Consider the following 11,559-nt stretch of genomic DNA (forward strand, 5'->3'; position numbering starts at 1 on the left):
TTTTAGTTAATCAAAGGAGTAGATGAAATTGGAAAAGAAAATACCGAAAAAAAATACTTGGTTTTCTAAAGATCAATGGCTATTTTTAGCAATGATTGTTCCAGGTATGATCTTTTTATTAGTTTTTGCTTATGCACCAATGTTTGGCTTAATCATGGCTTTTCAGGATTTTGTACCTGCAAGAGGATTTATTCGTTCTGATTTTGTTGGACTCGAAAATTTCAGATATCTTATGAACTTACCAGATATCTGGAGAGTAACCTATAATACAGTATTCATTGCTGTGGGTAAAATTGTCTTTAATACGATTATTCCAATTATGTTTGCTATTTTATTAAATGAGATTCGTGTGAAATGGATGAAAAAATCTATGCAGACAATTGTTTACTTACCTCATTTTCTTTCATGGGTAATTTTGGCTTCCGTTGTAGTAAATTTATTCAATTTAGACGGTACAGTCAATCAAATTCTAGAGAGTATTGGCTTGAATCCAATTAATTTTTTAGGAAGTAATAAAGCATTTCCTCATTTGTTAATTTGGACAGATGTATGGAAAGGCTTTGGATATAACTCAATTATTTTCCTAGCAGCTATTACTTCGATTGATCCAGGTACTTATGAAGCAGCAAAAATGGACGGAGCGAATTGGTTCCAACAAGTCAGATATGTCACATTACCTGGTATGATGCCATTTATTATTTTGATGACTATTTTAGCTTTACCGGGAATCTTGAGTGCAGGTTTTGACCAAGTCTACAACTTATATTCACCGCCCGTTTATGCAAGCGGAGATGTTTTAGATACCTATATTTATCGAATAGGTTTAATTGGACGAGACTATAGTTTAGGAGCAGCGGTAGGATTAGTTCGTTCAATCATTGGATTAATTCTTATTTATGGTTCGAATAAAGTTGCAGAAAAAGCAACGAATCGAGTGATGTTCTAAATGAGAGGAGAGAAATTTTAATGAAAGAAAAATTTGGTGTTCGCCAATTTATTATTTATCTAATTGTTATATTATTGACACTTTCTTGTTTAATTCCATTATTGAATGTTGTCGCTCTGTCATTAAGTAGTTCTCAAGCGGTGACAGCTAATCGAGTGGGGCTTTGGCCAGTAGATTTTACTATAGGAGCTTATGAACGAATCATGAGTGATTCGCAATTCTGGCGTTCATTTGGTATTTCTGTTTTTCGTGTATTTGCTTCATTAATATTAAATATTGTATTAATCGTTACTCTAGCTTATCCATTGTCAAAATCACATAAAGTATTTAAATCTAGAAAATTCTTTATGAGTTTAATGATTTTTGCAATGTTGTTCAATGGAGGGATGATTCCAACATATTTAATTGTGCGAAATTTGGGTTTACTTAATAGTATCTGGTCCTTAATTTTACCAGGTGCAGTGCCAATTGGTAGTGTGATTCTGGTGATGAACTTCTTCCGAGGTGTACCAAAATCATTAGAAGAATCTGCATTACTTGATGGTGCCAATTCTTGGGATATTATGATGAAAATTTATGTACCGATATCTTTGCCATCGCTGGCGACTGTTTCATTATTTAGTATTGTAGGAAGTTGGAATGACTTCTTTGGTGGACTAATTTATATGACTAAAATTGAAAATTATCCTTTGATGACTTATATCCAATCACTTTCAATTAATATTGCTGAGATGCTACAAAATTCAGCTGGAATGACCAGTGAGCAATTGCAGAGCTTGTTGTCGGTATCCAATCGAAATCTAAATGCAGCAAAAATCGTAATTGCGATTATTCCATTGTTAGTGATTTATCCATTTTTACAAAAATATTTTGTCCAAGGAATTGTTGTTGGAGCAGTAAAGGAGTAGAGAAGTTATGCAAGATTTTTTCCGTGTCGAGGGTCTATTTTATCGTGTGATGTCGAAAGTTTGGGGATTACTTATTCTTAATTTGTTGATGTTGTTAACTAGCCTTCCGATTCTTACTATAGGAGCAGCCCAAACGGCAGGTTTTGTAATCACTACAAGGATCATTAGCGGAAATGAAACACAGATTGTTTCTACCTATTTTAATTCTTTTAGAAAAAATTTTAGGCAAAGTACGATCGTATGGGGAATTTTATTAGCTATTTTTATGGTGTTAATTACAAATTGGATGTACTTAATAAATGGTAATCAGTTGTTGAGTTGGATAACTGTTGGAGTTCTGATTGTAACACTACTAGCTTTTAACATCTTTCAGTTTTGTTTCTTCTACATTTCAAGGTATCAAGATTCTCTAAAACAAATGGTTCAAAATCTTGTAAAACTATCTTTAAAATATCCAATTTACAGTATTTTATTAATGTTAATTTTAGTGATTCCTTATTTATTTATGTTACTTTCTCCGTATTTAATGGTGTTTGTTATTTACATTAGTATTTTTGTAGGAATTAGTTTCATGCATTTTTTACGCACATATGTGTTATTAGCTCTATTTAATAGAGTTGAAGAATAGATTTTAGAGAATAAAAGGAGACAATCAAAAAATGACAAAACATTGGTGGCAAGAAGTGGTGGTGTATCAAATTTATCCACGAAGCTTCAAAGATAGTAACGGCGATGGAATCGGTGATATCCGTGGCATGATTAGTGAATTGGATTATTTACAAAACTTAGGCATTGGCGCCATTTGGTTATCGCCAGTTTATCAATCGCCTAACGATGACAATGGTTATGATATTTCTGATTATCAAGCGATTATGGATGAATTTGGCAATATGGCAGATATGGACGAATTTTTAGCGGAAGCCAACAAACGCGACATTAAAGTTGTGATGGATTTAGTAGTCAATCACACTTCTGATGAACATCGTTGGTTTGTTGAAGCCAAAAAAGGCACAGACAATCCGTACCGAGAGTATTATGTCTGGGCAGATCCGGCAGAAGATGGTGGTGTGCCGAATGGCTTACGTTCAACTTTCTCAGGAACGGCTTGGGAATTGGACGAAACAAGTGGCCAATATTATTTACACTTATTCAGTAAAAAACAGCCCGATTTGAATTGGGAAAATCAAGAGATGCGCCAAGCTGTCTATGACATGATGAATTTCTGGATTGACAAAGGTATTGGTGGGTTCCGTTTAGATGTGATTGATTTAGTTGGAAAAATTCCAATGGAAGGCATTACTGGTAATGGTCCGAAGTTACATGAGTATTTACAAGAAATGAATCAAGCGACTTTTGGCAAGCATGATTTGTTAACGGTAGGTGAAACTTGGGGAGCCACACCAGAAATTGCTAAATTGTATTCCAATCCTGAACGCAAAGAATTATCAATGGTCTTCCAGTTTGAACACATCGGCTTGGACCAACAAGCAGGCAAAGAGAAATGGGATTTAAAACCTGTTGAAATTGCCGAATTAAAAACGGTTTTAGCCAAATGGCAAACTGAACTAGGTAATGAGGGTTGGAACTCTCTGTTTTGGAACAACCATGATTTACCCCGCATGCTTTCTCGTTGGGGGAACGACCAAGAGTACCGTGTGGAAAGTGCTAAGATGTTAGCGATTCTTTTACACATGATGAAAGGCACTCCTTATATCTATCAAGGCGAAGAAATCGGGATGACCAACACGGCTATTACCGATATTTCTCAAGCCGAAGATATTGAAACAGTGAATATGTACAACGAACGATTAGCGCAAGGTTATGAAAAAGAAGATATTATTGCGTCAATTAATGCCAAAGGTCGAGACAATGCTCGTCGTCCAATGGCTTGGACAGCCAGTCGCAATGGTGGTTTCACGGATGGCACCCCTTGGTTGGCATTAAATAAAAACTACCAAGAAATCAATGTCTCCCAAGCCTTGGCAGATAAAGACTCCATTTTTTATACCTATCAAAAATTGGTTCAACTGCGGAAAGCACACCCAATTATGATTTGGGGAGACTTTGAATTAGTGGAAACAGCGGATGAAGTATTCAGCTATAGCCGTAGCTATCAAGGAGAGCGTTGGTTAGTGGTGACGAACTTCTCGAATGACAAGCAAACTTTCTCTTCAAACGAGGAAGTCGAAAAAGTAATCATTCAAAACACAGCAACAGAAATCACTTCATTGCAAGAAATGAGCTTAACCCCTTGGCAGGCATTTGTAGTGAAAGTTAAATAAGAGAAAATGAAAAGACAATCAAATCTGGTTGTCTTTTCATTTTAGAAAGGAATAACTAAATGGAAAAAATAAGACAAGTTATAGCATTGTTTCTATTCGTAGGAATGGTTTTACTAACCGGTTGTCAAATAAGTGGAGGTGAAATAATGATTACTGATTTTGTAACTGATAAAGCAATGTATCATCCTGCAGAAGAAATAAATTTTGAGATGACTTTAAAAAATAAAACGGCAGAAGAAGGAAGCGGGACATATCGAGTAACTATATATCATTTAGAGAAATTGGTTGATACGATTGAAGGTCAATGGTCATTAAACGAAGAACGTCTCGATTTTTCTTGGCAAGCACCTGAAGAAGATTTCAAAGGCTATTTGATCAAAGCGGAAATTTTAGATCAAAAAGGGAAATTATTAACAGAAAAAACAACAGCAGTAGACATTTCTTCAAATTGGACAAAGTTCCCGCGCTATGGCTATTTGACCGACTTTACTTCAGAAGCAAATCCAGAAGCAATCATTGAGCAAATGAAAAATTGGCAATTAAATAGTATTGAATATTACGATTGGAAATTTTTACACCATCAACCAATACCAGAAGATGGTTCGATGAGTTGGCAGGATTGGGCAGGAAGGAATATTGATGGCAATATTGTCAAAAAATACATTGAGGAAGCAAAAGATAAAAACATGGTGAATATGTCCTACAACATGATCTATGCAGCTACCAATAATTATGAAGAGTACGGTATTAAAGATGAGTGGGGACTTTGGTATGCAGAAGATCATGGAGAAAGAACTCGTCGACCAGGTGATCGTTTCACCTTCCACATGGGAACAAGTCCTTCAAGACAATCAGATTTATTTTTCTTTGATATTGAAAATCCAGAATGGCAAGATTATATTATCGCTAAAAATTTAGATGCCTTGGAAATTATGGGATTTGATGGGTGGCATGGTGACACTGTTGGCGAATGGGGACGTATGTGGACCGTAGATGAAGTGGATAGTGAGGCTTCAGGAAAATATGTCAAAGATGGTTACACAAAATTTCTTAATCGGGCTAAAGAAAAATTGGGAGAAAAATACCTTTCCTTTAATCCGGTGGGAGCACAAGGAATCGAAAATGTAAATAAAGCCAATGTGGATGTATTGTATGCAGAAATTTGGCCGTGGGATTTTGATAGTGAAGGAAATCAATATGATACGTACATGTCTTTGAAGCGTGAGATTGACCAATCCAGACTAGAAAGTGGTGGAAAATCACTCATCATCCCAGCGTATATGCAGTATGACTATGCAGAAATCGCGATGAATAAACCCTTTAACATGTCTGCAGTTTTATTAACAGATGCCGCTGTCTATGCCGCTGGAGGTTCTCGAATAGAATTGGGAGATGGTATGAGCATGCTGTCCAATGAATATTTTCCAAAAAATAATTTAAAAATGAGTGAAGAGCATCTACAAAGACAACAAAATCTACAAAATTTTATTGTTGCCTACGAAAATTTGTTACGTGATGGGTTGGAAGATAACCATAATAAAATTCATATTGATGGGTATGAAAGCTCATCTCAAGGGGATCCCAACAAAATTTGGGCATATAGTAAAGCCAATGAAAACTATGAGACCATTCAGTTAATCAATTTATTGGGTGTTCAGTCTGATGACTGGCGGGCAAATGAAGGAAAAAAAGAAACACCAACCAAAGTTGAACATATTGAAATCAAATATTATACAGACGAAGCAATTAATTCTGCTTGGGTCACCTCACCAGATTCAGATTTTAATTCGGTATCAATAGAATTAAAAATAGAGCAGGGAACAGATGAGACAGGAGATTATGTACAAGTTACTGTTCCTTCATTGGAATATTGGACGATGGTTTATTTCAAGAAATAAGTGAATAAAAATTACAAAGACAGAGATACAATGATGTCGAAGTCAAGAAATTTTTCAACACTCCTTGACTTCGACTATACTCCAAGGGATATAGTAAATTCAACTATTTATTGTAGATGGAGGGATGAAATGGAGAAGAAACGATTATTTAATTATCAAGTTGATTTTATAAATGGCAATATTTTCTCGTCATTAGTTCTTTTTGCAGTTCCTATATTTATTTCAAATATTTTTCAACAACTATATAATACGGCAGATGTGATGGTTGTTGGGAATGTGTTGGGCGATACGTCTTTAGCAGCTGTTGGAAGTACCACGGCTATTTATGATTTATTGTTAGGTTTTTGTTTGGGAATTGGTAGTGGCTTATCGATAGTAACAGCTAGAAGTTTTGTCTCTAAGAATAAGGAGTTACTAAAAAAATCTATTGCAAGTGCACTGATTATCAGAAGTGTCGTGTCTATTCTGGTAACAATCATTGCTCATTTTATTTTATATCCTTTGCTAGAGATTCTAGGAACGCCTGCGGATATTGTCTAGGAGGCTTACGAGTATATTTCGACATTGACTACATTTATCATTGGAATGAAAAGAATAAACTAACACAAAAATTGCTTCTCTTACAGGATCAAATCAATCAATTAGATAGCTATATTAAAAATATTTATATGAATGAATAGAAAAAAGAACTGGATTAGTAAGCAATCCAGTTCTTTTTATAGGGGGAGAATTAGTTAATGAAAGCATCGTCAGCGCCATCTTGTGTAATTTCTATGACTAATTTGTGGGGGAGGCAAATACTCGTTTGCCCATTTTTTGAAATCCAACTTGTTTTTACAGCAATTTGATCTGGACTGTTATCTTCTTTTACACGGATTTTTCCATCTTGAATTTGTACGATATTATATTGTCCATCTGCTGGATAGTAGGTCTTTTCCATTTCTGCTTCTTGATCCAAATTAAATCTGTCCACTTCTTTGCCATCAATACGTACTATCGCGTATCGATCATAAGTATCGTCGATTTCTTTTGTCTGAGTAGCAAAAATATAGTGAGGGAGAAAAGAGAAGACAATTAAACCAAAAATAATGATAAAATCAAAAGGTTTTATTTTATACTGTGCCAGTTTTTTCATAGGTTACCAACTTGCCTTTGTTATACCAGGAATCTGTCCTAGATGAGCATATTTTCGAAAATTTACTCGAGACATGCCAAACTTTCGCATGTAAGCTCGTGGTCTACCGTCAATCTCATCACGATATTTAAGACGATTAGGATTAGAGTCCTTTGGTAATTTTGCCAAGGCGGCAGTATTTCCTTCTTGCTGTAGCTCTCTTCTTAAATCAGCGTATTTAGCAACGAGTTCTTTTTGTTTTTGATACTTAGCTATTTTTGATTTTTTTGCCATTTATATCATCCCTTAGTTTTATTTCTTTTGTATAGCTTGATAATTTTAAGTGCACGTTTTCTTGTTTTGATATTTGGGCTTTTTAATCGGCGATAAGCACTAGATACATCTTGTTTTTCCATAATGATTTCCTTTCTTAATGAGCCAGCATTTCTTGAGCAATTTCTTGGTCTGAAAGGTCAGCAGGATAATAAGTTGGCCAATTGTCCACTTCGTCTATCAATGCTTCTTGGCTCTCATTACCAAAATAAATATGGTAGTGATACGATTTTGTAGGTTCAATCGAGTGATCACTGAATTGTACATATTTAAAGGCTTCAGATTCTGCATCTGTTGCTTCAAATAAGAAACGCACGCCACGGTTACCAGCTTCATAATTCAAAATTTCTTTTCCAGCATAACGATAGTTAGATTTTACTGAAGTACCATCATCAAAAATGAATTCCATTGAATCATCCGTGATGTTGATTTCTTTCACATCTGTTTGGTAACCAACCGTATAGTATTCTTTATACTCTTCGGCTGTTTTACTATCACTTTGTTTCGCTTTATAATCGAACACTTGATCTAAAGTCCCGTTTTCAAGTAGAGGATAAACTGAACGCCATTCACCAGCCCAATCAGATAATGGTCTATCTTGGACAGCATCATCTTCGAAATAACCATTATAGACTGTTTTTTCTTTTTCTTCAACATGGTCATGATCGTCTTCAGTAGGGTTTTCTGTATCAGTTGTTTTTCTTAAAGCAGTAAGATTTTCTGCCATCACAGACAGATAGTTTACTCCAGCGTCAATATCTTCTTGAGTTAAACTTTCTAATGGATTCAAGACTTCTAATTCCACATTTGCCTCACTAGCTAATGTGCGAGCAATTGAATCTTTTGCGTTCGCTTCAAAGTAAATATATTGTACGCCATGTTCAGTGACAAAGTCTTTTAATTCCGCTAAACGAGCAGGAGAAGGTTCTTCGTTAGGTGACAATCCAGCAATGGGTACTTGTGTCAAACCGTAATCTAAAGCTAAATAACCGAATGCAGAATGTTGAGTAACAAAACTTGTTTGTTTGGCTTGACTAAATGCTTCACGATATTCTTGATCTAAGGCAGTTAGTTCGCTTAATAAGTTTGCAGCATTTGTTGTAAATACTACTTCTTTTTCAGGATAAGCAGCAATTAGTTGGTCACGGATACTTTCAACTTGGTGTATGGCACGGTAAGGTGAAATCCATACGTGTGGATCCAATTCATGAAAATGTCCATCTTCACCATGGTCATGACCGTCTTCTTCGTGTTCATGATCGTAATCATCTTCATCGTGATTGTGAGTGTCAGCCTCGTCATGATCGTGGTCATAATCATCTTCACCATGACTGTGACCATGGTCGTGGTCATCAGATCCAGGAAGTAAAAGCATACCTTCCGTTGCTTTAATCACTTCTACATTTCCTTCTTCTAAGGATTGGGTAATAGAAGGGACCCACATTTCCATATTTTCATTATTGTAAACAAACACGTCTGCATCTTGAATACTCGCCATATCTTTAGCGGAAGGCTCGTAGTCATGGGAATCGGTTCCCGCAGGCATTAGTAAATGAACGTCTCCTTCATCGCCAATAATATTTTTAGTGAAATCATACATCGGGTAAAAAGTTGTCATTACCTGTAATTTTTCTGTTGAGGAGTCTCCTGAAGAGTCTCCAGATGTATTTGTCGAACAAGCTCCAAGCACTAAAGCACTCAAGAGCGATAAACCTAACAAAACTTTTTTCATTTTGTTACACTCGCTTTCTAAAAATGATTAATTGAACTAAAACGTAATAATTACGATTTGTAACAAAAACTAATTTAGCACAATCTAAATTTGAAAGTCAAGTGTTTTATTGGAAGTTTTATTTGAAAAACTATTTAAAGGTGATTATTTACAAACAAAACAAAAATTACTTCCGATCAATCTTTGTGAAAAATAGCAGATATTATGAGAGAAAAGTTTCATTTTTTTACTCCTGATCAATAAAAAATTTTGTTTCATAGGAAGTTTTTTGAATTGGATGGTAATGTAAGTAGCCAATTGGTTGTTTTCTTTTGGTTCGTAACCTTTTATAATAGTTCAAAGGATGTGAAATGATGGTTTTAAAAATACTAACAATTGGTGGCTCTGACACTTGGGGTGGCGGAGGCATTCAGACGGATCTCAAAACATTTGAAAACTTACAATCATTTGGTTTGAGTGTCTTAACTTGTATAGCGGTTGAAAAAAATGAGGACTTTGTTATTCGAAGTTTGCCAGCCTATTTAATAGATGAACAATTGAAAACAATCGAATCATCTTTTCAATTGGATGGAATCAAAATTGGACTGTTAAGCAATCTTGAGACTATCGAACTTGTCCAAGACTTTTGCAAACGAAATCGCGGTAATTTTCCAATCATTTTAGATCCAGTTTTGGCATTTAAAGAGACAGAACAACATTTACAAGATGAATATATAGATAAAATAAAAAAATTAATTCCATTTGCAGATGTTGTGACCCCAAATTTGAAAGAAATGAAATTATTGACTAACTATAGTGAAATTCAAACTATTTCTGATATGGAAAAAACATGCCAACAATTATTTGCTGAAACGGGCACACCGATTCTTTTAAAAGGTGGTACTAAAATCGCTAAAGATTCGGCGATAGATTATTATATGGATGGTAAAGTCGCTCAGAAATTTGATGGCCCAATCTCTGAGAAAAAGACAATTAATGGTGCAGGCTGCTGTCTTTCTGCAGCCATCTGTTCCTATCTAGTACAAGGTTTTTCAATGATTGAAAGTATTAAGCTAAGCAAACGTTTTGTTTATGAAGCTATCGAAAATGGAGTATCACTAGGGGCTGATGGCAACGTCTGGCATCCTAATCTTGAAAGGAGCTCTCAATAATGAGTTTACAAAAAAATTTCGTACACATCGCTATGTTGACAGCATTGACTGTTGTCGTTTCGCTTTTATTTATTTTTCCAGTTCCTGCAACAAATGGGTTTGTGACTCTTTGTGAAGTTGGGATATACACAGCAGCTTATTTACTCGGTCCTTTGGGTGGTTTTTGGGTAGGTGCGTTAAGTGGAGGATTGATCGATTTATTTTCTGGTTACCCTCAATGGATTATTTTTTCAATTGTGATTCATGGAATTCAAGGAGCAATCGCGGGTTATTTCTTTCAGAAGCAGTGGAAATATAAAAACTGGTTTGGTTTAGGAATTGCAAGTTTGGTGATGGTGGTTGGTTATGCATTGGCGACAGCTCTTTTATATACTTGGCCAGCAGGAATTGCTTCAATTTTTGGTAATATCGTCCAAAATATTTTTGGCAGTGCCTTGACGGTATTGTTAATTTCAGCGCTACGTAAAATTAAATTGCCTTTGATGAAAGAAGGGAAATAATGGAAAAAGAGGCGTTAATTCAAGAACTAAGCCAAATGGTTGAAGAAATTTTAGAAGCAGCCAATTTAAAAGACGGCGACACCTTCGTTTTGGGTTGTAGCACGAGTGAGATTTCAGGAGGAATCATTGGGAAAAATCCTAGTAAAGAAATTGGAGAATGGATTATTACAACATTAAAAACAATTTTAGATCCTCAGGGTATTTTTCTTGCTGTGCAAGGTTGTGAACATCTTAATCGAGCATTAGTTGTCGAACGTAGGATTGCAGAAAAGAAAAATTGGGAAATTGTATCCGTGTTGCCAAGTCTACATGCAGGTGGAGCGTGTTCAGTGGCTGCTTTCAAATACTTTGAAGATCCAGTTGAAGTTGAATCAGTCATTGGACAAGCGGGAATTGATATCGGTGATACTTCGATTGGTATGCATATTAAACATGTGCAAGTACCTGTTAGACCTACAAAAAAAGAACTAGGTCATGCGCATGTCACAGCATTACGTTCTCGTCCAAAATATATTGGTGGCCCAAGAGCTGCTTACTAAAAATATATCTTATAACAAGTCACTAGTGTTGCATAAAAGTATTTTAGAATATTCTGAAAACTACTTTCTCTGGAAATAAGCCAAAAAAACTGTGCTGACGCAGAGGATGACTTTTTCCAGAAAATTTTTTACCTGTTATTTAGCTGAAAACCAAAA

Annotated in this window: 13 protein-coding genes; 9 read left to right on the forward strand and 4 right to left on the reverse strand. The window is 35.4% G+C overall.

The annotated features are described in order from the left end of the window. Positions 1 to 22 precede the first annotated feature (22 nt). The 6 genes from AC4BBX_RS00750 (at position 23) to AC4BBX_RS00775 (ending at position 6,574) form a co-directional block, all read left to right on the forward strand. Positions 23 to 946: an ABC transporter permease gene (locus AC4BBX_RS00750; protein ID WP_490454577.1), complete on the forward strand. Its 924-nt coding sequence runs from the start codon at positions 23 to 25 to the stop codon at positions 944 to 946. Between the two features lie 20 nt (positions 947 to 966). Next, entirely contained in the window at positions 967 to 1,854 is an 888-nt protein-coding gene (locus tag AC4BBX_RS00755; protein ID WP_490454578.1) for a carbohydrate ABC transporter permease, read from the forward strand. Between the two features lie 7 nt (positions 1,855 to 1,861). Continuing rightward, positions 1,862 to 2,482, forward strand: coding sequence for a DUF624 domain-containing protein (locus AC4BBX_RS00760; RefSeq protein ID WP_490454579.1), 621 nt, complete (start codon positions 1,862 to 1,864; stop codon positions 2,480 to 2,482). A 31-nt stretch (positions 2,483 to 2,513) separates the two neighbouring features. After that, positions 2,514 to 4,136: a glycoside hydrolase family 13 protein gene (locus tag AC4BBX_RS00765; protein ID WP_490454580.1), complete on the forward strand. Its 1,623-nt coding sequence runs from the start codon at positions 2,514 to 2,516 to the stop codon at positions 4,134 to 4,136. A gap of 146 nt (positions 4,137 to 4,282) precedes the next feature. Further along, positions 4,283 to 6,034 (forward strand): glycoside hydrolase family 66 protein, encoded by a 1,752-nt coding sequence (locus tag AC4BBX_RS00770; RefSeq protein WP_490454581.1) that lies wholly within the window; start codon positions 4,283 to 4,285, stop codon positions 6,032 to 6,034. Positions 6,035 to 6,163: 129 nt separating this feature from the next. Next, the gene (locus AC4BBX_RS00775) at positions 6,164 to 6,574 is read left to right on the forward strand and encodes an MATE family efflux transporter (RefSeq protein ID WP_490454582.1); all 411 of its coding nucleotides are present in this window, start codon (positions 6,164 to 6,166) and stop codon (positions 6,572 to 6,574) included. A 190-nt stretch (positions 6,575 to 6,764) separates the two neighbouring features. Here the strand turns inward: AC4BBX_RS00775 and AC4BBX_RS00780 are convergent, their stop codons facing one another. Genes AC4BBX_RS00780 through AC4BBX_RS00795 form a run of 4 tightly spaced genes read right to left on the reverse strand, consistent with a single transcriptional unit; the run spans position 6,765 to position 9,213 of the window. After that, a complete protein-coding gene (locus tag AC4BBX_RS00780) occupies positions 6,765 to 7,169 on the reverse strand; it encodes a NusG domain II-containing protein (RefSeq protein ID WP_490454583.1) in 405 nt (134 codons plus the stop codon). A gap of 3 nt (positions 7,170 to 7,172) precedes the next feature. After that, entirely contained in the window at positions 7,173 to 7,442 is a 270-nt protein-coding gene (gene rpsN, locus AC4BBX_RS00785) for a 30S ribosomal protein S14 (protein WP_490454584.1), read from the reverse strand. 5 nt (positions 7,443 to 7,447) lie between these two features. Then, positions 7,448 to 7,564 (reverse strand): putative metal homeostasis protein, encoded by a 117-nt coding sequence (locus AC4BBX_RS00790; protein WP_490454585.1) that lies wholly within the window; start codon positions 7,562 to 7,564, stop codon positions 7,448 to 7,450. Between the two features lie 14 nt (positions 7,565 to 7,578). After that, a complete protein-coding gene (locus AC4BBX_RS00795) occupies positions 7,579 to 9,213 on the reverse strand; it encodes a zinc ABC transporter substrate-binding protein AdcA (RefSeq protein ID WP_490454586.1) in 1,635 nt (544 codons plus the stop codon). A gap of 350 nt (positions 9,214 to 9,563) precedes the next feature. Between AC4BBX_RS00795 and AC4BBX_RS00800 the strand changes: the two genes are divergently transcribed. From AC4BBX_RS00800 to AC4BBX_RS00810, 3 genes are read left to right on the forward strand one after another with little or no spacing between them, the layout of a single operon-like run. Further along, complete coding sequence (locus AC4BBX_RS00800) at positions 9,564 to 10,364, forward strand: hydroxymethylpyrimidine/phosphomethylpyrimidine kinase (protein ID WP_490454587.1); 801 nt, start codon at positions 9,564 to 9,566, stop codon at positions 10,362 to 10,364. Next, on the forward strand, positions 10,364 to 10,864 hold the full coding sequence (locus AC4BBX_RS00805; protein ID WP_490454588.1) for an ECF transporter S component: 501 nt from the start codon (positions 10,364 to 10,366) through the stop codon (positions 10,862 to 10,864). The genes AC4BBX_RS00800 and AC4BBX_RS00805 overlap by 1 nt, the downstream gene beginning before the upstream one ends. Further along, positions 10,864 to 11,403 carry a TIGR01440 family protein gene (locus AC4BBX_RS00810; RefSeq protein ID WP_490454589.1) on the forward strand — a complete coding sequence of 180 codons (540 nt, stop codon included), beginning with the start codon at positions 10,864 to 10,866 and terminating at the stop codon, positions 11,401 to 11,403. The genes AC4BBX_RS00805 and AC4BBX_RS00810 overlap by 1 nt, the downstream gene beginning before the upstream one ends. Positions 11,404 to 11,559: the final 156 nt, after the last annotated feature.

Source organism: Enterococcus sp. AMC1157 (assembly GCF_058216555.1).

Coding starts and splice junctions, on each gene's coding strand:
- rpsN (WP_490454584.1), bottom strand. CDS start 7,442: ATGGCAAAAAAATCAAAAATAGCTAAGTATCAAAAACAAAAAGAACTC.
- AC4BBX_RS00755 (WP_490454578.1), top strand. CDS start 967: ATGAAAGAAAAATTTGGTGTTCGCCAATTTATTATTTATCTAATTGTT.
- AC4BBX_RS00800 (WP_490454587.1), top strand. CDS start 9,564: ATGATGGTTTTAAAAATACTAACAATTGGTGGCTCTGACACTTGGGGT.
- AC4BBX_RS00790 (WP_490454585.1), bottom strand. CDS start 7,564: ATGGAAAAACAAGATGTATCTAGTGCTTATCGCCGATTAAAAAGCCCA.
- AC4BBX_RS00765 (WP_490454580.1), top strand. CDS start 2,514: ATGACAAAACATTGGTGGCAAGAAGTGGTGGTGTATCAAATTTATCCA.
- AC4BBX_RS00810 (WP_490454589.1), top strand. CDS start 10,864: ATGGAAAAAGAGGCGTTAATTCAAGAACTAAGCCAAATGGTTGAAGAA.
- AC4BBX_RS00750 (WP_490454577.1), top strand. CDS start 23: ATGAAATTGGAAAAGAAAATACCGAAAAAAAATACTTGGTTTTCTAAA.
- AC4BBX_RS00770 (WP_490454581.1), top strand. CDS start 4,283: ATGATTACTGATTTTGTAACTGATAAAGCAATGTATCATCCTGCAGAA.
- AC4BBX_RS00805 (WP_490454588.1), top strand. CDS start 10,364: ATGAGTTTACAAAAAAATTTCGTACACATCGCTATGTTGACAGCATTG.
- AC4BBX_RS00775 (WP_490454582.1), top strand. CDS start 6,164: ATGGAGAAGAAACGATTATTTAATTATCAAGTTGATTTTATAAATGGC.
- AC4BBX_RS00760 (WP_490454579.1), top strand. CDS start 1,862: ATGCAAGATTTTTTCCGTGTCGAGGGTCTATTTTATCGTGTGATGTCG.
- AC4BBX_RS00780 (WP_490454583.1), bottom strand. CDS start 7,169: ATGAAAAAACTGGCACAGTATAAAATAAAACCTTTTGATTTTATCATT.
- AC4BBX_RS00795 (WP_490454586.1), bottom strand. CDS start 9,213: ATGAAAAAAGTTTTGTTAGGTTTATCGCTCTTGAGTGCTTTAGTGCTT.